Annotated in this window: 21 protein-coding genes; 5 read left to right on the top strand and 16 right to left on the bottom strand. The window is 40.9% G+C overall.

Going from position 1 to position 21,773, the window contains the following annotated elements; all coding sequences use genetic code 11:
- Positions 1–10: 10 nt before the first annotated feature.
- The 3 genes from BQ4305_RS17875 to mgtE form a co-directional block, all read right to left on the bottom strand.
- Positions 11–301: a hypothetical protein gene (locus tag BQ4305_RS17875; protein WP_110929110.1), complete on the bottom strand. Its 291-nt coding sequence runs from the start codon at positions 299–301 to the stop codon at positions 11–13.
- A gap of 224 nt (positions 302–525) precedes the next feature.
- Positions 526–1,299 carry an enoyl-ACP reductase FabI gene (gene fabI / locus BQ4305_RS17870; RefSeq protein ID WP_110929109.1) on the bottom strand — a complete coding sequence of 258 codons (774 nt, stop codon included), beginning with the start codon at positions 1,297–1,299 and terminating at the stop codon, positions 526–528.
- 175 nt (positions 1,300–1,474) lie between these two features.
- Positions 1,475–2,851 (bottom strand): magnesium transporter, encoded by a 1,377-nt coding sequence (gene mgtE / locus BQ4305_RS17865; RefSeq protein ID WP_110929108.1) that lies wholly within the window; start codon positions 2,849–2,851, stop codon positions 1,475–1,477.
- Positions 2,852–2,968: 117 nt separating this feature from the next.
- Between mgtE and prpE the strand changes: the two genes are divergently transcribed.
- Positions 2,969–3,715 (top strand): bis(5'-nucleosyl)-tetraphosphatase PrpE, encoded by a 747-nt coding sequence (gene prpE / locus BQ4305_RS17860; RefSeq protein WP_110929107.1) that lies wholly within the window; start codon positions 2,969–2,971, stop codon positions 3,713–3,715.
- Positions 3,716–3,812: 97 nt separating this feature from the next.
- Here the strand turns inward: prpE and BQ4305_RS17855 are convergent, their stop codons facing one another.
- Genes BQ4305_RS17855 through BQ4305_RS17845 form a run of 3 tightly spaced genes read right to left on the bottom strand, consistent with a single transcriptional unit; the run spans position 3,813 to position 6,204 of the window.
- On the bottom strand, positions 3,813–4,733 hold the full coding sequence (locus BQ4305_RS17855; RefSeq protein ID WP_110929106.1) for an RluA family pseudouridine synthase: 921 nt from the start codon (positions 4,731–4,733) through the stop codon (positions 3,813–3,815).
- 14 nt (positions 4,734–4,747) lie between these two features.
- The gene (locus tag BQ4305_RS17850; RefSeq protein ID WP_110929105.1) at positions 4,748–5,542 is read right to left on the bottom strand and encodes an NAD kinase; all 795 of its coding nucleotides are present in this window, start codon (positions 5,540–5,542) and stop codon (positions 4,748–4,750) included.
- Between the two features lie 32 nt (positions 5,543–5,574).
- Positions 5,575–6,204: a GTP diphosphokinase gene (locus BQ4305_RS17845; protein ID WP_110929104.1), complete on the bottom strand. Its 630-nt coding sequence runs from the start codon at positions 6,202–6,204 to the stop codon at positions 5,575–5,577.
- A 316-nt stretch (positions 6,205–6,520) separates the two neighbouring features.
- Here BQ4305_RS17845 and BQ4305_RS17840 point away from each other — a divergent pair, with 316 nt between their 5' ends.
- From BQ4305_RS17840 to BQ4305_RS17825, 4 genes are all read left to right on the top strand, one after another.
- The gene (locus BQ4305_RS17840; protein ID WP_110929103.1) at positions 6,521–7,126 is read left to right on the top strand and encodes a CYTH domain-containing protein; all 606 of its coding nucleotides are present in this window, start codon (positions 6,521–6,523) and stop codon (positions 7,124–7,126) included.
- Positions 7,107–7,754, top strand: a complete 648-nt coding sequence (locus BQ4305_RS17835) for a lytic transglycosylase domain-containing protein (RefSeq protein ID WP_110929102.1) — start codon at positions 7,107–7,109, stop codon at positions 7,752–7,754. Before BQ4305_RS17840 ends, BQ4305_RS17835 begins: the two co-directional genes overlap by 20 nt.
- 162 nt (positions 7,755–7,916) lie before the next feature.
- Positions 7,917–8,321: a globin domain-containing protein gene (locus BQ4305_RS17830; protein ID WP_110929101.1), complete on the top strand. Its 405-nt coding sequence runs from the start codon at positions 7,917–7,919 to the stop codon at positions 8,319–8,321.
- Positions 8,318–9,214, top strand: a complete 897-nt coding sequence (locus tag BQ4305_RS17825) for a ClpXP adapter SpxH family protein (protein WP_110929100.1) — start codon at positions 8,318–8,320, stop codon at positions 9,212–9,214. The genes BQ4305_RS17830 and BQ4305_RS17825 overlap by 4 nt, the downstream gene beginning before the upstream one ends.
- A 931-nt stretch (positions 9,215–10,145) precedes the next feature.
- On the opposite strand, the gene pepF is transcribed toward BQ4305_RS17825, so the two are convergent.
- From pepF to opp3b, 10 genes are all read right to left on the bottom strand, one after another.
- Positions 10,146–11,963 (bottom strand): oligoendopeptidase F, encoded by a 1,818-nt coding sequence (gene pepF / locus BQ4305_RS17820; protein WP_110929099.1) that lies wholly within the window; start codon positions 11,961–11,963, stop codon positions 10,146–10,148.
- A gap of 84 nt (positions 11,964–12,047) precedes the next feature.
- Positions 12,048–13,193, bottom strand: a complete 1,146-nt coding sequence (locus BQ4305_RS17815; RefSeq protein ID WP_199880747.1) for a competence protein CoiA — start codon at positions 13,191–13,193, stop codon at positions 12,048–12,050.
- A gap of 222 nt (positions 13,194–13,415) precedes the next feature.
- A complete protein-coding gene (gene mecA / locus BQ4305_RS17810; protein WP_110929097.1) occupies positions 13,416–14,090 on the bottom strand; it encodes an adaptor protein MecA in 675 nt (224 codons plus the stop codon).
- Between the two features lie 382 nt (positions 14,091–14,472).
- Positions 14,473–14,868, bottom strand: a complete 396-nt coding sequence (gene spxA / locus BQ4305_RS17805; RefSeq protein WP_110929096.1) for a transcriptional regulator SpxA — start codon at positions 14,866–14,868, stop codon at positions 14,473–14,475.
- A 663-nt stretch (positions 14,869–15,531) separates the two neighbouring features.
- A complete protein-coding gene (locus BQ4305_RS17800) occupies positions 15,532–16,110 on the bottom strand; it encodes a GNAT family N-acetyltransferase (protein ID WP_110929095.1) in 579 nt (192 codons plus the stop codon).
- 182 nt (positions 16,111–16,292) lie between these two features.
- Positions 16,293–17,483: a putative glycoside hydrolase gene (locus BQ4305_RS17795; RefSeq protein ID WP_110929094.1), complete on the bottom strand. Its 1,191-nt coding sequence runs from the start codon at positions 17,481–17,483 to the stop codon at positions 16,293–16,295.
- Between the two features lie 217 nt (positions 17,484–17,700).
- Positions 17,701–18,636: an ABC transporter ATP-binding protein gene (locus tag BQ4305_RS17790; protein ID WP_110929093.1), complete on the bottom strand. Its 936-nt coding sequence runs from the start codon at positions 18,634–18,636 to the stop codon at positions 17,701–17,703.
- Positions 18,636–19,679 (bottom strand): ABC transporter ATP-binding protein, encoded by a 1,044-nt coding sequence (locus BQ4305_RS17785; protein WP_110929092.1) that lies wholly within the window; start codon positions 19,677–19,679, stop codon positions 18,636–18,638. Before BQ4305_RS17785 ends, BQ4305_RS17790 begins: the two co-directional genes overlap by 1 nt.
- 17 nt (positions 19,680–19,696) lie before the next feature.
- Positions 19,697–20,725 (bottom strand): oligopeptide ABC transporter permease, encoded by a 1,029-nt coding sequence (opp3C, locus tag BQ4305_RS17780; RefSeq protein WP_110929091.1) that lies wholly within the window; start codon positions 20,723–20,725, stop codon positions 19,697–19,699.
- Entirely contained in the window at positions 20,725–21,654 is a 930-nt protein-coding gene (gene opp3b / locus BQ4305_RS17775) for an oligopeptide ABC transporter permease (protein ID WP_110929090.1), read from the bottom strand. The genes opp3C and opp3b overlap by 1 nt, the downstream gene beginning before the upstream one ends.
- Positions 21,655–21,773 lie beyond the last annotated feature (119 nt).

Raw genomic sequence — 21,773 nt, 5'->3', positions numbered from 1 at the left:
GCCGCCTCCCTCAATTTTTTATAATTTGAATATCTTGAATCTTGCTCCACTCATATGGAACTGCCTTTTTCCCAAATTGATGGCGAATGAAAACGTAAGGCCCCTTTCTCGATTCAAGCCTGCCGATGACCCTTCTATTTTCTAACTCAAACCGGCATAACGGCTTCCTCGCAAAAGGAGGAAGTCTCTCCATCAGCTCAAGCAAGGTATCTTTTGAAAATTTTCTTTCCTTTTCCTTTTTTTGACAATCTGCAGCTATTTGCGTTCCCCCGGTAAATGAATCATCCTTTTTACCGTCCATTGCACGCCCCTCCTCGATGATCGTTACTTCAAGCAGACAGTTGTCAACTGACTGACAGCCCTTTTCCCCATGCTTTCTCATCTATGTATCAAATATATGTAACGAAGAAATGAATATGATTATTTCGGAATGCTGACAAAAGAGCAGAAAAAAATAGGCTGACTTTGCATCGCCTCATATTTCAAATGAAACGATCCACGTCAGCCTATTTTATACATTCACACTCATCCCATGATATGGTATCCGGAATCCACGTGAATGTTTTCTCCAGTAACTCCTCTGGACATATCACTTAGAAGAAAAACAGTTGTATCCCCTACTTCTTCAGGTGTTGTTGTCCTGCGCAGCGGTGCCTCTTCTTCAATTTTCTTCAAAATAGAGTTAAAGCCGCGCACGCCTTTCGCAGACAATGTTCGGATTGGACCTGCAGAAACTGCATTTACCCGGATATTGTGTTTGCCGAGATCATTGGCCAAGTATTTGACACTGGCTTCCAATGAAGCTTTTGCCACACCCATGATGTTATAGTTCTGCATAACCCTTTCTCCGCCCAAATAGGTCATGGTCACAATGCTTCCCCCATTAGGCATTAATTCTTTAGCTGCTTTTGAAACAGCAGTCAAAGAAAAAGAACTGATATTATGTGCCAACAAGAAGCCCTCTCTGCTGGTATTCACAAACTCTCCGTCCAATTCTTCTTTGTTAGCAAAAGCAATACTGTGCGCTATACCGTCAATGGTGCCAGCCTGCTCTTTAATTTCCTGGAAGCAACGTTCAATATCCTCATCTTTAGTCACATCACATTGAATAATCAGCGGCTCAGCCCCTTCCAGTGCAGCGGCTAACTCACGGACACTCTTTCCTGTTCTCTCTTTTCCGTATGTAAAGATTAGACTCGCGCCCGCTTCATGTAAAGACCGAGCTACGCCCCAAGCAATACTCCTTTTATTTGCAATTCCCATAACGACATATGTCTTGCCTTTTAATGAAAGCGTCATATAAAATAAATTCCTCCTAATTTTATAACAAGTTATTAGTACCTGATACTAAACCTAGTATAACAAAAATGATACAGGAACTGAATCAAATTCTGTTTTCTGAAATGGCATCCCCTGCCTTCTCTAAAAACAAAAGGACTCTCCGCCACGACGGCAAGCCCTTTTGATTTCATTCTTATAGTAAATAATTCATAAACATTGTAGCCAGTCCAAAATAGATCAGAATGCTGATAATATCGTTAATAGTTGTAATAAATGGACCGGAGGCCACAGCCGGATCTATTTTCATTTTATCCATTAAAATCGGAACGAATGAGCCGGCAAGTGTAGCAAATATCAGGGTAATGAAAATAGAAATGCCGACGAGCAATCCCAGCATTAAATCACCTTTCCAAATATACACAATAAGAATGACAGCCAGGCCGCAGGAGGCTCCCGTAATCAGTCCAGTCCCCGCTTCCCGCAAAATCAATTTCCATTTGCTTTCTTTTCTTAAATCTCCTGTAGCGATCCCTCTGACCGCCACAGCCAGTGCCTGTGTTCCCGTATTTCCTGCCATTCCTCCGATTAACGGAATAAAGACGGCAAGAATGGCTTTCTGGCTTAATGTATCTTCAAACCTTCCAATAAGACTCGCTGTCAAAATGCCAAGAAACAAAAGAATGATCAGCCATGGAAGCCTTTTTTTGGCGGCTTGGAAAGGACTCGTGTCTGCCCGGTCCAAATCGGAAACACCGGCAAGCTTCGAATAGTCATCAGCGGCTTCTTCCTCGATAACATCCAGGATATCATCGACTGTTATAATGCCGAGGAGGTGATTTTGAAAATCAACGACAGGCATTGCCAGGAAATTATAATCTTGGATTTTGTGAGCTACCTCTTCCTGATCTTCATTGACAGTAACCGAAACGACCCTTTCATCCATCAGATCCATAATCAAGGCATCATCTGCTGCAACGATCAGGGTCCTAAGTGAAACAACACCTAACAGCTTTTTATCTTCGTCTGTAACAAAAAGATAATAGATCATTTCGGCATCCGGAGCCTCGCGTTTCAAGATTTGCAGGGCCGACTTGGCCGTTTCAGCCGCTTCAATCGCAATAAATTCGGTGGTCATGATGCTTCCGGCTGTATATTCTTCATAATCCATCAATTTCTGGATTTCCTGAGCAGATTCATCTTCCATAATGGTGAGGTAGCTAACCGCCTGCTCTTCATCCAGTTCATACAGGACATCTGCTGCATCATCTGCATACATATGGGAAAGCATATCCGCCACATAGGCAGGATCCATTTCAGCGAGCAAATGCTCATATCGCTCCTCATCAATATCAAGGCTTTCAAAAACTAACGCCATTTCCTCAGGTGAAAGGAACCGATAAAAAACTTTTCTTTGTTCTTTTGTGAGACCTGCATAATATTGCCCTTGATCATAGGAATGCAGGTCCATGAATACTAAGCGGAATTGATCGATATTCTCTGATGCAAGGGCTTCTGTCAAAATATCGTAATCTAATTCAGCCTGTTCTTCCTTATTTGGGTAATCAGCCATAATGCCCTACCTTCTTTCTTTTGTGCACAACATGCCTTCTTTGCTTTTTATATTTTTTCGAAAACATACTATACTAATACCATGAAACCTTCATATAACAAACAAAGGGTGTGGCAAATGAATATTGATATCATTGGAGATATTCACGGGTGTTACGATGAGTTCCGCAAGCTTACTGAAGAACTTGATTATAGATGGGATTCAGGGATCCCTGTCCATCCTGATGGAAGAACTCTCGGTTTTGTCGGGGATCTGACAGACCGCGGTCCTCAATCCTTGAAAGTGATTGAAGCCGTCTATGAACTCGTAGTGAAAGAGAAAAAGGGTCTCTATTCACCCGGCAATCATTGTAATAAACTGTATCGTTTTTTTCAGGGAAACAATGTCCAGCTGATGCATGGATTGGAAACGACCGCAGCTGAATACGGCCAGCTGACACCGAGAGAAAAAAAGAGTATAAAACATAAATTCATGGAACTGTACGAAACATCTCCGCTCTATCATATGACTGACGGCGGCAGGCTGCTTATTGCCCATGCCGGCATTAAGCAGGAATACATCGGCCAGTATGGAAAAAAGGTAAAAACCTTTGTACTCTACGGGGATATTACAGGGGCCAAGCATGCCGACGGTTCCCCCGTCCGCCACGATTGGGCCAAACACTACCATGGCTCTGCCTGGATTGTGTACGGGCATACTCCAGTTTTAGAAGCCCGCCAGGTAAACCAAACATATAATATTGATACTGGATGTGTATTCGGCGGAAAATTGACCGCACTCCGTTATCCCGAAATAGAGCTGGTCTCTATTCCTTCTTCGATGCCGTTCATTAAAGATAAATTCAGGACTTCCTTTGATGACTGAACAAAACATGGTAAAAACTCGCTTTTCAGCGAGTTTTTATTTACAACATTTATTTTTTATTGTTGTAACAGACAGCCTTTCACCTAAAAAAGCTGGCTCATACCTGCCTATCCGTAACAAGCAGCTTCCGCATATCCTCCGGAATTTCCTGTGTAAACTGCATTTTCTGATGTGTGACGGGATGTATAAAATCAAGACAGCAGCAATGGAGGGCCTGACGTTTGATACAGTCTGTATGCCCCCCATATAAATCATCTCCTGCCAAAGGATGCCCTGCATGCGACATATGAACCCTGATTTGGTGGGTCCTGCCTGTTTTCAGCCGTATTTCCAAATGTGTATGCTTCATTGTCCGAGCGGCAACTGAATAATATGTACAAGCATATTGGCCGTCATTCCGGACTTCCCGCTCAATAATACTTGTCGGCTTCCGGCCTATTGGTTCTTCAATCTTTCCCTGATCCGTCATCATGATTCCTTCAGCAATCGCCTGATACCTTCTTTTGACCAGGCCTGTCTTTTGCTGCTGACTTAGCAAATGATGGATATGGCGGTGCTTGGCGACGAGGATCAGTCCTGATGTATCCCTGTCAAGCCTTGTCACAATATGAATCGTAGCTTCTAAACCCGACTGTTTATAATAACCCGCCAAAGCATTGGCAAGGCTTCCGGACGGATGTTCTCTGGACGGAATCGTGGTCATGCCTGCAGGTTTATGAATCACAAGCAGATTCGAATCTTCGAATAGAATTTCGATCGGAAGATCTTCTGCAAGGAGTCCCTCACTTGGTATTTCCCTTGGGAAAATCAATTCGATCCTATCTCCCGTCCGAAGACGCTCCCTCACATTTACAACTGAACCATTCAGTGTAATCAGCCCGCCTTTAAACTTTATATCTGTCAAAGCCCGCCTTGAAATGGAGTTAGCAGATAAAAAGTCCCTCAGGAGCATTTCATTCTCTTTCTCTTCCACCGTCCAATTCAATTTGAAACGCTTTTTCAACTGTTGATCGCTCATAGCCATCCTGCTCCTTAATTTGCAATAAACGAATCATGCACCCTTTTCCAAAAAGGAAATGGCCTGAACCTCGCAAAACGTATCTTTTCATCTGCCACGCGGAACTGGATCGATTTCACATTTTCCTGCAGCAGTGTTAAATGATCGACAGTGATTTGAAAGTTCACATCATTGACCGGACGGAGCATACAGGTATGATGCGCCGGCAGCAATAAAGGCGATCCTACTGTCCGAAAGACCCGATTATTGATGGATGCCAATTCAGTCAGCTGGATAGCGTCAATCGAAGGATGGATGATTGCCCCTCCAAGTGCTTTATTATAAGCAGTGCTTCCGGATGGTGTGGCTACACACAGTCCGTCGCCCCGAAAAGTTTCAAAATGCTGTCCTCTGATCTCGACATCGATGACCAACGTACCTTCTACACTTTTGACCGTTGATTCATTCAGCGCCAGAAATCTCGCTTCCCGGCCGCCATGCTGATAGCGGACAATGGTTTCAAGCAGAGGATACTCGACAACCTGGAAAGGAGTCTTAGCCAATGCAATGACAAGCTTTTCGATTTCATCGGGTGTCCAATCTGCATAAAAGCCAAGATGTCCCGTATGAACACCGACAAAAGCCGTTTTATCCAAGCGATTTTTATAGCGGTGGAAAGCATACAAAAGAGTGCCATCCCCGCCTACAGATATGACGATGTCCGGCTGATCTTCATCATATTCCAAATTAAAATCCTGTAAATAGGTCCTCATTCTGTGCATGAGGGTATTTGATTTTGTATCTCCCTTAGATGTTATGGCAAATTTCATACGATCCCACCTACTCCATTTTTTTCTTCCGTTTAACGATCCTGTGATTCTTTCTTTCTTGAAAAAAGTCTCTGTGCCTCCTGAATTTCCGTCCGAATGAGAGACATTTCTTCATCGAGTAAAAAAGCGGCTTCTGCTGCACGCTGCAGCTTCATCTGGATATCCTTTGGAAAATCCCCTTTATACTTATAATTCAGTGAATGCTCGATTGTCGCCCAAAAGTTCATCGCCAATGTTCTGATTTGGATTTCAGCAAGAATCTTTTTTTCTCCATGAATGGTCTGAACCGGATACCGAATCACCACATGATAAGAACGATAACCGCTGTCCTTCTTATGGGAAATATAATCACGTTCTTCCACAATTTCAAAATCATTCCGGTTTCTTAAAAGGAGGACCACTTGCTTAATGTCATCCACAAATTGACACATCATCCGCAGCCCGGCTATATCCTGCATTTCGTTTCCGAGTCTGTCCAATGAAATATTTTTGTGCGCTGCTTTATCCAAAATACTGACAATCGGTTTAACCCGTCCGGTGACAAATTCAATGGGCGAGTGGGTATTATCCCGTTCAAATTGATTTCTGAGTCCTTTTAATTTCACCTTCAGTTCTTCAACCGCCTGTTTATAAGGCGCTAAAAAATCCTCCCAATGCTCCATTGCTGCACCACCTATTTCTATCTATATATTCATTGCTTTTCACAACGAAAGGTAATTAGAGCCTCTAAATAACATCCGGCCAATGTCTCCCCATTATTCCCCTGTGTGCAGTTAGAGTAAGAGGCCGTATTCTTGTATGTACGATTCAAAAAAATAAGGACCTTCTCTTGTTACAGCCATATGTTTCCTTCCCTTTATTTTATCATATTGCGCAATTGATTCCTAAGAATCCAATAGATTTTATCAAAAATACCGCTATTGACAACACACATGATTTTTATATGATTAAGCTAGCAAACAGGAAAGGACGGCTGTAATGGATCAGCACATAGAAATTGAATGTAAAAATTTAATAACCAAGGAAGAATTCATACAAATCACTGACGATTTTAATATAGCCCCATCCGATTTCGCAGTCCAAACCAATTATTACTTTGATACACCCTCTTTTCACCTAAAAGAGCAGCAGTCTGCATTGCGAATCAGGGAAAAAGACGGAACATTTGAATTGACACTCAAACAGCCGGCTGATGAAGGGCTTTTGGAAAGCAACCAGCAGATAAACCGGCAAGAAGCAGACTTATTTTTACAACATGAACAATTTCCAAAAGGCCAGATCGAAAGCCTCCTTCTGCAGCAAGGAATAAATCCAGAGGAGATCATTTGCTTCGGATCATTAAAAACCGAACGGGCAGAAATTCCTTTTAAGGGAGGCTTGCTTGTTTTTGACCGCAGTATGTATGAGGGGAAAGAAGATTTTGAGCTTGAATATGAAGTAAGTGACCGACAAACAGGAGAAGGTATATTTTTCCAATTATTAAAAACACTTAACATTCCGCTTAGGCCGACCGAAAATAAAGTTAGAAGATTTTATCGTGCCAAATTTGGCGGAGGTGAAGCGGATGAGAATCCAAGATTTTAAAACCCTGATACAGCTTCAAAGTATGGAATCGCTTAATGCCAGCAGCAATTCTTCCATCACTTCCGGTTCAGGGTTTACCGAACTGCTTTCTGAAGTTATCCAGCAAGATACAGCCAATTCCTCCCTGCAAACACTCGGGTCTGTTTCCGGCTCAATAGCCGCTCTGCTCGATCAGCAGGCAGGTTTTACAAATTATACAACACCGGTCGTGGCCCAGGCCATTGAATCTGCAAGCCCGGCAACAGCCAAGGCAACTGACATCGATTCAATTATCAGCAAGGCTTCCAGTCAGTATAATGTACCTGAAAAATTGATCAAGTCTGTTATTAGACAGGAATCGAATTTCAACCCAGAAGCGAAAAGCTATGCAGGCGCTTCCGGACTTATGCAGCTAATGCCGGCAACAGCCAAAAGCCTTGGTGTTGAGAATGTTTTTGATCCTGAAGACAATGTAATGGGCGGAGTAAAATACTTGAGCCAAATGCTCAAGAAATATGACGGCGATATTAAAACGGCTCTCGCAGCCTATAATGCAGGTCCAGGAAACGTTGATAAATACAATGGTGTGCCGCCCTTTAAAGAAACACAAAATTATGTAGAGAAAATTATGAATCATTTCTTAGCTTAACCCGCTGCAGATCCCTTTCCATTATTGAAAGGGATCTTTTTATGTCCTCCTGATCAATCACTATAGTCGCCTCGGACAGAGCTAGAAATTTGTTATCTGCAAGTGTCATTGTTAAAATAATATTAATAAAGTAAACATCTTATCTTAAAAGGAGTAATCAGCATGGAGCAAGGGAACCCTACACCATATGAATTGATTGGAGAAGGGCAATTACACAAGCTAATTGATACTTTTTACTCCAAAGTAAAAAATCATTCTGATCTGCAGAAGATTTTTCCTGACGATTTATCTGAAACGGCTCGTAAACAAAAACAGTTCATGACCCAATTCCTGGGCGGTCCCCCTCTTTATACAGAGGAGCATGGCCACCCAATGCTGCGGGCAAGACATATACCATTTGAAATTACTGAACAGCGTGCCAGTGCATGGCTCGCCTGTATGGAGGAAGCCATGGATGAAGTCGGCCTTCAGGGCGAGCTACGTGAATATTTCTACCGCCGGTTATATATGACAGCACATCATATGGTCAACACAGCTTCTGAAACCGGGAAAGGAGAAGACAGTTGAGCGCACAAAAACCAGTTTTTGATGTATCCGATTGGATCAAGACACAGCAGTGTTATGATATTGGCAAGAAACCTCTGGAGATTTATGTTTTTATTGATCCTCTTTGTCCAGAATGCTGGGGCTTGGAACCAATCATTAAAAAATTACAAATGGAATATGGACAATTATTTTCCCTGCGCCATGTATTAAGCGGGAAGTTGACTTCCTTGAATCTATCAAAAATAAAAAATTATGAAAATATTGCACAAGGCTGGGAAAAGACTGCCAGCCGTTCGGGCATGTCTTGTGACGGGAGTCTGTGGCTTGAAAATCCTATCACCTCCCCACATATTGCATCCATAGCTGTTAAAGCAGCTGAACTGCAGGGACGGAAGCTGGCTATCCGTTTTTTAAGAATACTTCAGGAATATGTATTTATTAAAAAGAAAGATATCTCTTCTCTTGAAGTTCTCACGGAATGTGCAGAAAACACCGGTCTTGATGTGGCGGAATTCTTGAATGACATGGAGTCAACCAGTGCGGCCAAAGGTTTTCAATGCGATATGAAAATCACCTCAGAAATGGAGGTCACAGAAAGTCCATCACTGGTCTTCTTCAATCAAAATATTGAGGAAGAAGGGATTAAGCTGTCTGGTGTTTATCCGTATGAAGTGTATGTCCATATCTTGGAAGACATGCTGGATGAACTGCCGGAACCGACACCCCCGCCTTCTTTGGAACAATTTTTGAAAGCATTCAGGCTTGTAGCTACGAAGGAAATTGAATTAGTTTATAATCTTTCCAAAAATGCTGTTGAGCTTGAAATGAAAAAATTGGTCTTAAAACAAATTGCTCAAAAGATCCCAGCTAAATACGGATCATTTTGGAAGTATATTGGAGATCAGCCGAAATAATCGGCTGTTTTTTTATTTTACGGTTATTTCACAAACGAATATTCTTGGAGAAACCCTGTTGGTCTGTTTCAGAAAAAAATGACCATAAAAAATCCCTGCAGCTTTGAACTGCAGGGATTTTAAGGGATAAGGGAATGGAGAAATTTTCACGAAACAAACAAAGGGGTATAAGTTTGATTTATGTGATTTCCTTCACACATAGAATATATCAAATGAAGCACCCCCCTTTCAATATCCTTGTTCATGATTTCACATAATTGTCACTTTTACTTTTTCTTTAGTCACATTTCTGTCACTTTTGCGAGTTTTTTCCCTTTTAGGCTCCTTTTCTGCTGGAAAATGAAAAACCCCTGCCTTCTGGCAAGGGGTTTTTATTTATACGAATTTGGGGTTTGGGGTTGAGAGAAATTTTTCACATCTGAATAAAAGGGGGTTTCACTTGTGACTCATTTCACATTTATAATCTTATTAAATATAGGATGATTATTCAATAGTTTTGTGCACTATTTCACAAAATGGTCATAATTTCTCGATTTGCCCCATATATTTGTACAAACACTGGATTTGGGAGGCCAAGAAAATGAAATCTATCCTTCTTCTTATTTTTCTGTGTGTCGCTCTCTTCCTGCAGCTCCTGGGCTTCTTAAAATTACTGTCTCTGACCTTTAGTTCCATTATCTTGTTCATCACCTTATTTATTATTGTCTATAGCTTATACGGCCGAAAACGATTTAAAGGCATATAACTCTATCAAAAGCTGCAGATAAAACAGCGGACTTCTCGTGAAATTTCCAAAAATATAAAGGACTTTTGAGACCCATAAAAAAGCAGGCGGGAAAGTCTCCGCCTGCTTTACTGTCTGCCTCACTATTCATTTTAACCTGCGCTTCTCCGCTTTCAGCAATCTTAAACAGGACAGCGGATTTTCATCTTATTTTAACAGCAAGCCTTCCAATTCTCCAAGCTTTTCTTCAAATACTTCCAACGCTTCCCGAATTGGATCTGGATGGGTCATATCTACGCCTGCTTTTTTAAGCACTTCAATTGGATAATCAGAGCTTCCTGATTTCAGGAATCCAATATATCGCTCAACTGCCGGCTCCCCTTCCTCTAAAATCTGCTTGCTTAACGCAGTGGCCGCACTTATGCCGGTTGCGTATTGATACACATAATAGTTGTAATAGAAATGCGGAATCCGTGCCCATTCCATGCCGATTTCTTCATCAATCACCATATTTTCGCCAAAATATTTCTTATTAAGTGCATAATATTCCTCTGTAAGCATATCGGCTGTCAGAGCTTCTCCATTTTGAGCTTTTACATGAATGAGATGTTCGAATTCCGCAAACATCGTTTGACGGAACAAAGTAGAACGAATCCCCTCAAGATAATGATTTAACAAATATATTTTCTTTTTCTCATCATCAATTGTTTTCAAGAGATAATCATTCAGCAGGTTCTCGTTGCAGGTAGAGGCTACTTCAGCCACAAAGATTGAATAATCTCCGTAAGGATATGGCTGATATTTTCTCGTATAGTAGCTGTGGGCAGAATGGCCAAATTCATGAACCAATGTAAAGAGGTTATTCACGTTATTCTGCCAGTTCATTAAGATATACGGGTTGGTGCCGTACATGCCTGAAGAATAGGCGCCGCTTCGTTTCCCCTTATTTTCATGCACGTCTACCCAGCGGTTTTCAAAACCCTCTTTCAAGACATTTAAGTAGTCTTCTCCCATAGGAGCCAAACCTTTTAATACCAGTTCCTTCGCTTCTTCATACGTAATCTCCATTTTGACATCCTTGACAAGCGGTGTAAACAAATCATACATATGAAGTTCATCCAAACCCAGCACCTGCTTACGCAATTCAATATACCGGTGTAAAAGAGGGAGATGTTCATTAACTGTCTTCACCAAATTATCATAAACCGTTTCCGGAATATGATTGTTGCTTAGTGCCGCTTCTCTCGCTGAGGTATATTTACGGACAGTCGCATTAAAGTTTTGTGTCTTCACCTGTCCTGACAGTGTGCTTGCGAATGTATTTCGGAAAGCCTTATACGTACTGTATACCCCTTTAAAGGCCTCTTCCCGCACACGGCGGTCATCACTTTCAAGAAAGCGTATGTAACGTCCATGGGTGATTTCTGTTTCATTGCCGTCTTCATCTTTAATAACCGGGAATGTAAGATCCGCATTGTTCAGCATCCCAAATGTGTTGCCTGATGCATCAAATACTTCTGCCGCCTGGGCCAGCAGTGCTTCTTGATCCGCTGTCAATACATGCGGGCGCTGCAGGTTTATTTCCTCCAGGGAATGACGGTACAGCTGCAATTCTTCCTTTTCCTCCAAGAAGCCGGCAATCTTGCTTTCCTCAATAGAAAGGATTTCAGGTGTAAGATAAGAGAATGCACTGGATGCCTGGGCATATAAATTCTTTGCTCTGTCATCCATCCCCTGGTAAAAGGAGTTGGTCGTATCCTGGTCATAGCGCATATGAGAATACGCATAGACCTTTCCCAGTTTTTCAAATACTTCATCTTGATATTGAAGTGCTGCGAATAGCTTTTCAGCACTCTCTCCGAGTGTCCCTTTAAAAGCAGCTGCTTTTTTCAGACTCTCTTTGACTTCTGCATAAGCAGCTTCCCAGTCTTCCTCAGTCGCAAAAATATCTTCCAGCCTCCAAGTATCCTCCGCCGGGATTTCACTGCGGGCCGGCAGAGTATTGACAGATGTATCTTTAGACATTCTGATTCCTCCTATCAAAAAATTCTGATTCTCTTATTTATGGCTCTTAATTCAATGACTATCCTCATTATATAAGATTTCCCACTATTCTATCACCCATTTATGCTTCGTATAGAATAATTCTTCCAGCTTCTTATATTCTTCAAAGTCCATCAGGACCGTAAACCTTTTTTCTATTTTATAAATCCCCTTTCCCAGCCTGCTTAAATAACCAGCCTCCTCCAGAAAATGCAAATACTCATACAGAGGCACGTATATATCCGGATCGATGATTAATGGAAATTCCCTCACTCGGATATCTCCGTTTTTCATCCTTCGAAGGTATGAAGCAGCAGCTTCCTTTTCTGTAATCGTCCTCCCTATGCATTTACGGGCGAATAAGTCCATATAGAGCCAGCCCTGCCATTCAATTGCCGGTGTCTTGATAAAGAACATTCCTGCAACAGGGATGCCTATTTCTAAAGGCAAATAGGCAGGGACAAGTCTGCAGTTATATAAAGCGCTGTGAAACGGATTAGAAGGGGAAGCAAACCTGGAGCCATATAACATCCACCTGTGCCGTTTCGCCCTCCATTGATGGAGAAAAGGGAGATTTTTTGATAAAGAAGGGACCATCTTTGAAGGATGAAGCATACTTAAAGGGGCTGATGTACACTCGCAGATGACATGCCGGGGAGAAAATGGAGTTAAATTTTTGAGGCAAAAGAAAAGCTTGCGTTCAGGACAGTGAAATAGCAGATAAGGATGTTTCATTGTTCCGTACACAAACAGCCACTGAAAATCCGAGACAGAATATTCATATTGCCTCTTCTCTTTCAAATCTTTGGCACTCAGAATCCAGAGAGGATGTATGCCTATTGAACGATAGGCTTTCGTGCGCTCTTGAAACTTTGCTTCCGGAATGACAGAGCATTGGAATTCTATTGCATATCGTGCAGTTCCTGCAGTAACCAGCAGATCTGCCCGTCTCCCGATTTCCGGAAGAAACGCCTCCATCTCTGTTTTATAACCAAACTTTCGAAACCAATTATACAGCACCCGTTTTCCTTTTAAATGATAGATCGATTCCGGCTCTGAAAAAGCACTGCAGTCAAAATTACTTTTATGAGCAAAATGTGGAATTTTCGTTGATCCTGCTTTCAAAATGAGCGAATGATTGCAGCAGGGACAGTAAAAGTTTTCTTCCTTTAATCCTGTCTTTTTTTGTTCTGTAAGAGATTCCGGGAGCATAAAAAGACTCCCATCCTTTCTCTTGGCTGTCAGCATGAAATTCCATCACATCCTTTTTCATCATTTTCAATGATTCTTTTACTGTTTCTCCGTGTTTTATGATATTCCTTCTCTTAATTTCAATCGTTCCTTTTTTAAGCAAATAAATGAACCTCCCTCTTTTCTATACAAAGAAAATAAATGGGCAAAAAAAAAAACCGATCCTAAAATAGAATCGATTCATTAATTAAAATATTTATCAATGGTCAAAAAGACATCCTCTTCAATCACAACTTTACCGTATTCCTGTAAAAGATGGACAGTTACAGGCGACTCATGACTATATTCAAGCAAGAGACTCAGCACATTATCAATTTCCTCTTCCTCTGTTTCGCCCTCATGAAATTCCATATATAAATAATATTTATCATTATAAGAATACAGCTTGGATTTTAAATGATCCAGTCCCCATCTTTTACTTAACGAAATCACATCTTCAAAATCTGCAAATTCTGTCACAAACTCAATAACGCCTTCTTCCAAAGAAATGGTGCCATACTCTTTAGGAAGCTGGTCTTGATCTAAGAGTGAATCAGATTTATCGATACTGGTCAAATCAGTCAGTTCTTTTAATTTATCTTCAGAAAGAGTAAGTTCGAGTTTTTGACCGTCCTTTGTCAATTGTGCTTTGGTAACAAGAATTTCAAGCCCTTTTTCTAATGCCTGGACCTGAATCCACAGGGGGCCTTCAATCATAAACTCTTCTTCTTGATGAACCTCGTCCATCATTTCCCAAAATAGTTCCTCACTGCGTTCTCGGCTGTACCAGATTTCTTCTCGGTCAAATCCTCGCTCTTCGATATCTATATATGATATATAAAATTTTACTGTATCTTCGTTAATGCGTTCAATTTCCATACTTCCCTCTCCCTTCCTCTATCCATTTTGAAGGGATAAAAACCCCCGGGCAGTGACTGCCCTTACAAGAATACTGTTCTTGAACGACATGAAAAACAATTTGTGACGGCAGGACCTTCACTTACACTTATTTTATGATAAAAATGGTATAAGGGAAACAAATATGCTCTTATATAAGCTAAAATCAATTGTTTGCCTAATATTTCGTTTATTTTATAAAAAAATTGCAGCACATGCAACTATTATATAGCTTCAGTTTCTGCAAAAATGGATTATTTATTATATACTTTTTATGATAAAAAAGTTTATGGCAAATTGCCTATTTTAGATAAAGAAAAGCCCTGCGCCGTTCTCTGCAGGGCTTTCACTTGCTTAAAGCGTATTAATTAACCATGCGGCGTGCTTCACGAAGTTGGAATGTCCGTACTTTTCTTGGAAGAAAACGACGTATTTCATCTTCGTTATATCCTACTTGAAGCCTTTTCTCATCTAAGATAATCGGCCTTCTAAGCAAGCCTGGATTTTCTTTAACTAATTTATATAGTTCTTGAAGAGGCAGCGCTTCTAAGTTAACATTTAACTTCTGGAATGTTTTTGAACGGGTAGAGATGATTTCATCTGTACCGTCTTCTGTCATTCTCAGTATTTCTTTTATTTCTTCAATGGATAGAGGTTCGGAAAAAATGTTTCTTTCTGAATAAGCAATTTCATGCTCTTCTAACCACGCTTTTGCTTTTCTGCAAGAAGTACAGCTCGGTGATGTATATAATGTTACCATGTTTATTCACACTCCCTAATTATAGAATCGGTGATCTATTATGGGACATCTACCATTCTAATTTGAAATAATTTTAAATAAATTATCTTTAATTCATATTATACACTATTACATTAGAATTGAACACCTTTTTTAAACTTCTTAAAAACCTTTCGCAACTAGAGAAAAACTGTATTATATAAGTTCTCAGTGATCTATAATACATCACTCTGTGTCCTCATCTAATTGAAAAAATATTGATTGCATTCTCAATTGGTAAGTTGATTTTTATCATTCTTTTCTTTAATACCCCCTGTTCAGAAATGTAAACAATTATGTAATCGTTCCTATTCCCTTTTCATTCTGGATATTTTCTTTTAATCCTTCTCCATATTCTAAAAATGGTTCTATTTACATCTTTTCCCTTGGATATATTCCAACCAATTCTGTTGTAAATCTCATTTTACAGATCTCTTAGACAGAAAAAGATCATTTTAGCTCTTGTATTTTGCCGCAATGGCTCCGTCCAGCTGATGAGCGATTGATAATGGTAAGAAAAAAACAAGAAGCTTCCTCTGCTGTATAGGAATCCCCCAAAACAGAAAAAGGTATTGAGAGTCACCTTCTCTCAATACCTTTTATCGACAGCTGCAGACTGATTGTTAGTCAGGCTGGCTAAGAATTTTATCGGACCTCTTCTAGTATATCCTCTGTTTGTCCGCTTTCGCTGTAACGAATTGCTTTATCTGAAGCATCGTATGCACCGCCATACAATTGAACATCCTGGTACGTATGAATTTGTTCATACACTTTTTTCATATATCGAAAAATGGATTCTTCAGGCACCGGCTTGGGAGACCAGTACAAAATTTCCATTTTGTTAATTTCTTTGGTTGCCAGTGAATTTCGGTAATACGAAATATTGGAGGCATGGACAAAACCTTCCCTTTTATAAAACCTGAGACGGTTTCTTGTATCATCATCTTCTTCCAGCACAGGCTCCACCTCAAGCAAAATGGGTTTCCCTTTTTGCTGAAGCTTTTGAATTAATTGTTTCCCTAATCCTTGTCCCCTTGCCGTTTCTGCTACAAAGAGATAATCAACAAAAATAAATTCAGGATCTTCTACATACATTAACACATGATGTTTGCTTTCATCTTTTTTATAAAATTCCTCTTTATCCTTGAGCAGTAATTCCATATGCTCCTTCGATTTCATTTCTTCTATCGGAAAATACTGCTTTAATTTTTCATACCAGTTCATAGATGTGCTCCTCTCACATTTTAATCAGGAGGGGGCCTCATGAGTAACAAGATCGGCCTTATCCTTACATTTCCCTATCTAACAGATTACATCACAACCCAGGTAATTAAACTTATCAAGATCCGGTCAGTGCGCAAAAACAGAAACAATTAACCGCCTGCAGCTTAAAAGTTACCTTCAGATCATGGAGTGTAGTCAACGCCTTTTGTATATCGGTTTGCCGCATTCCACAGTAAATATTCCTTTATTCCGTTATCGTTCAGCGCTTTGATTTGATCCTCGACTTCATTTTTGCCATATCGTTTGTAATTGCCTGTACCTAAATATGCGGCAGTAAAATCCTGGAGCCACGGACGGGAAATTGGGGCAGACTCCATCTCATCCCTTTTCTTGTTCTCCAATTTGGCATATTCTGCTGTGATTTTGTACGGTTCTAAATCCGGTTTGTCTATTCCAAAATATGAAGTCCAATGGCTTGGATAGATCATCGATGAAATGACATCAACATTTTCTGAGATCTTCGTGAAATTCTGGCCAATCCCCGGTGCCTCCGGAAGCGTTGCCGTATATCCAAAAATATCAACTGAAACTTTTACCCCGTAAGGCTCAAGCTTTTCTTTTGCATAGGATACAAAATCAGTGACTGCCTGGACTCTTTTTTGAACATTATCCATTTTTGATTCTTCGTATTCACCCATTCCGTATTTCAGCTCTTCATCTTTATTTTCAAATCCTTCCGGGAACCGCACATAGTCAAATTGGATTTCCTGGAATCCCATTTTTGCGGCTTCAATAGCGATTCCTACATTATAGTCCCAGACGTCCTTGATAAATGGATTGACAAAAGATTCTCCCCTGCCATTTTTCCATAGCTCATCCCCTTCTTGAAAGGACCATTCAGGTTTTTCTTTAGCTAACACCGTGTCCTTAAATACAACAATCCTTGCAATCGGATAAATCTTCTTTTTTTCCAGCTGGTCAAGCATTTTTGATGGATCCTTTATGTAATCCTTACCAATTCCTTTATAAGGTGAATCTGATTCTTCCGGCTGATAGGTAATATTCCCGTAATCATCTTTTATATCAATCACCATTGCATTTAATTCCGTCTGATCGACATATTGGACGAGTTCATTCAATTTGCTGCCGCCGGCGCTGTGGCCTGTTACATAAATCCCCCGCACAGAATCCGGATATTCGAACTTACGGCCAGAATCATACATAAACCTTGGCGGCACTGATTCCATTTTCTTCTCTTCTAATGCCAATACCCTCTTCTGACTGTCCGAATTCCCGGCCGCTTCAGCCGCTGCATTTCCACATACTCCTGATAACAGGATCGCCCCCGCCAGCAGGACCTTTTTTGTCTTCATTCTCTCCCCCCAAAAGTCATAATTTAAATTCTTATTCATTTAAATCATATAACATCAACTGACTACAGACATCCCTATCTTCTCATACCCTGTTTTTTTACCCCTAATCATTAATTCTGCAAGTCTTTGCATGCCAATGAACATTCGGATTATATAAAAAAGGCGGCTTGTTCCGAATTGGAACAGCCGCCTTTATTGAGGAAATCATAAGTTCTTATTAATTTTGCTGCTGATAAAGCTCCATTTCTTTCGCTGAACAGAGGACAAAATGCCCTGGTTTCACTTCGCGCATCTTGACTTCCTCTCCTTCAGCATAATGGTGCACAGCTGGGTTATACATTTTTCGGACTCTCTTCCGTTCTGACTCAGGATCAGGAAGCGGGATCGCGGATAAAAGCGATTGTGTGTAAGGATGTAGCGGGTTATTATACAGTTCATCGCTTGACGCAAGCTCGACCAATTTCCCAAAATACATAACCCCGATACGGTCACTGATATATTTCACCATGGAAAGATCATGTGCAATAAACAAATAGGTTAAACCATGCTCGATCTGAAGCTTTTTCAGCAAATTAACCACTTGAGCCTGAATAGAAACATCCAGAGCCGAAATCGGTTCATCGGCAATAATGAATTCCGGCTTTACCGCCAGTGCCCGGGCAATGCCAATCCGCTGACGCTGACCGCCGGAAAATTCATGCGGGTAGCGGTTTGCATGCTCTCGATTCAGTCCGACTGTTTCCAAAAGGGAATACACCCTTTCATTGCGCTCTTCTTTATTTTTCGCAAGGCCGTGGATATCAATGCCTTCCGCAATAATGTCTGCTACCTTCATCTTAGGATTTAAAGAGGCATATGGATCCTGGAAAATCATTTGCATTTTTCGGTTAAAATCCTTTAATTGAGCTTTCGACTTTTTGCCATGGACGTTTTCGCCGTTGAAAAGAACCTCTCCGTCTGTTGCATCATAAAGACGGATGATCGTTCTTCCCGTCGTCGATTTTCCGCAGCCGGACTCTCCTACCAGTCCCAGTGTCTCTCCTTTATAAATATCAAAGGAGATATCATCCACTGCTTTAACCATATTAGGTTTTCCGACATTAAAATGCTGCTTTAAGTTTTTAATCTCTAAAAGTTTTTCCCTAGTTTCCATTACCTTTCCTCCCCTCCGCTGTATTGCTGCATTCTTTTTTGGACAGCAAGAGGCGGCTCCACCTTTGGTGCATCAGGATGCAAAAGCCAGGTTGCCGCATAATGCGTATCAGAAACTTTAAACATCGGCGGCTGCTCTTCCAGATCAATCTGCATCACATATTCATTTCTTGCCGCAAAAGCATCTCCTTTTGGCGGGTGCAGCAAATTCGGCGGTGTGCCCGGGATTGCGTACAGTTCCTGACCATTATCATCATCAAGGCTTGGCATTGAACTGATCAAGCCCCATGTATACGGATGCTTCGGATTATAGAAAATTTCATCGACTGTCCCGATTTCAACAATTTTCCCCGCATACATAACAGCGACCCGGTCTGCTACATTTGCCACTACGCCTAAATCATGGGTAATAAAGATAATTGAGGTATCCATTTTCTTTTGAATATCTTTCATCAATTCCAAAATCTGTGCCTGTATCGTTACATCTAAGGCAGTAGTCGGTTCATCTGCAATCAGGACCTTCGGATTGCAGGCAAGGGCTATAGCAATAACCACCCGCTGCCTCATTCCTCCGGAAAACTGGTGCGGATACTGTTCAAATCTTTGTTCCGCATTTGGAATACCGACCAGGTTTAAAATTTCGATTGCCCGCTTCTTTGCCTGATCCTTACTCATATCCTGATGTTTGATAATCGGCTCCATGATCTGTTTGCCGACTTTAATGGTAGGATTGAGCGAAGTCATCGGATCCTGAAAGATCATCGAGATATCTTTACCGCGGATTTTTTGCATACTTTTTTCGCTGACTTTCGTTAAATCTTTTCCGTCAAAACGAATGGCGCCTCTTTTAATTTCAGAATTTCCTTTTGGAAGAAGTCTCATAATCGCTTTAGAGGTAACCGACTTCCCTGAACCCGATTCTCCTACAATTGCCAGTGTTTCACCTTTCTTCAGCTCGAAATTGACTCCTCGGATAGCCTGGACTTCGCCTGAAAAAGTGTGAAATGAAATATTTAAATCTTTTACTTCTAAAATGTTGGTCACTTTTCATTCACCTTTCTTTAATCGCGCATTTTTGGATCGAGTGCATCACGAAGCCCGTCGGCCATCATATTGAAGCAAATCATGATCAAACTGATGAAAAACGCCGGGAAGATCATTAAATGAGGATACAGTTTCAGAGTCTTAAATCCATCATCAATCAGTGTGCCTAATGAAGCAAGCGGTGCCTGAAGACCCAGACCGATAAAGCTCAGGAATGCTTCAAAGAAGATCGCATTGGGTATAGTGAACATTGTATTGATAATAATAACCCCTGCAAGGTTCGGCAGAAGGTGTTTAAAGATAATCTTCGCATTCGAGCTGCCAAGAGTTCTCGATGCCAATACGTATTCCTGTTCTTTAAGTTTAAGCACCTGGGCCCTCACTACTCGGGACATACTTGTCCAGCCTGTAATGGCAAGTGCAATGGTAATCGACATAATGCCCGGTTCAAAGACTAAAATCATCAAAATCACAACAACCAAGTTTGGGATACCTGAAATGACTTCGACAATACGCTGCATGATATTATCAAGCCTGCCGCCAAAATATCCAGATACAGCACCGTACGTGACTCCTATTGCCATATCAAGCAAAGCTGCAAGGAAGGCAATATAAAGAGAGATCTGTATTCCTTTTGACACACGAGTGAATAAATCTCTTCCAAGTCCGTCTGTCCCAAACCAGTGATACTCATCAATGTTTTTTTGCTTATACACATCAACCTCCGTACCGTTAGGAAGTGTCTTCGTACCGTCAAACGGCAGCCAGCTTACATTTTCAAGAACGGGCATTTTGGCCGGCAGATTGGTTCTTTTTAAATCTTGCGCATCTGCTTTGTAACCGCTGATTGCAGGTCCTGTAAAAGCAAGGATAATAATCAGAGCCATGATGACAATGCTCGCCAGGGCCGCTTTGTTTTTGCGAACCCTCATCCAGGCATCCTGCCAGAAACTGATACTTGGTTTATTAATTACTTCTCCCATAGCAGCATCAAGGACAGCAGGCATAAATTTATCTTTACTTAATTTAATCTTTTCAGTTGCCATTATTTTTTACCTCCTGCCAGCCTGATTCTTGGATCGATTACTCCATACAGAATATCAACCACTAGGATAATAACGATAAATAAAAACGAGAATAATAGAGTTGTTCCCATAATAACGGAATAGTCATTGACCTGGATGGATTTCACAAACTGTTCTCCAATTCCCGGAATCGCAAAGATTTGTTCAATAACCAAGGAACCTGTCATCAGTGAGACAGCTAACGGTCCCAGCACCGTAATAACTGGAATCAGCGCATTTCGAAGACCGTGTTTGAAGGCTACTTCAAATCCGCTTGCACCTTTCGCTCTGGCAAGCGTTATATAATCTGAACCAAGGACATCGATCATTTCCGTTCTCATAAAACGGGCAGCAATCGAGATTGGGAACATCGCAAGCGCAATCGTTGGCATGATTGTATATTCCCAGCCTTTCCAGAACAAGACCGGAAGCCATCCCATTTTCACCCCAATATAATATTGTAAAAGACCGGCAAAAACGAAACTTGGAATCGATTTACCAAGAACTGCAATAAACGTTGTCCCATAATCCACCCAGCTGTTTTGTCTTAATGCTCCTAATACGCCAAGTACAATCCCGATCAGCGTTCCAAAAAACATCGCTTGGAACCCTAATACTAAAGAAGGCTGAATGCGTTCCATTAATAACTGGGTAACTGGCGCATTATTGAATTGAAAAGAAGTACCTAAATCACCCTGCAATAAATTCCCCATATATTTGGCATATTGGACAGGTACAGGCTCATTAAGGCCATATTTATCATTCATAACCTGCAGCTGTGCTTCGGTTAGCTTTCCTGCATTGGCAAATGGCGAACCAGGAATTAATTTCATTAAGAAAAAAGTCAAGCTGGCAATAACAAACATCGTGATTAACATATAAATCACACGCTTTAGAATATATCTTGCCATCTCTGCCACCTCCTATTTACATATAATTCGTGTTAATCCGACAAAATTCTAATAGGGAAAAGAGAGTATATCAGAATATACTCTCTTTTCTCATTCTAATCAGTTATCAGAAATGAAAT

The organism is Bacillus massiliglaciei (assembly GCF_900098925.1).
In the GTDB taxonomy this organism is placed as follows: domain Bacteria; phylum Bacillota; class Bacilli; order Bacillales; family DSM-1321; genus Peribacillus; species Peribacillus massiliglaciei.
Note: the sequence above shows the minus strand (reverse complement) of the source record. Positions and strands in the feature narration are given on the sequence as shown.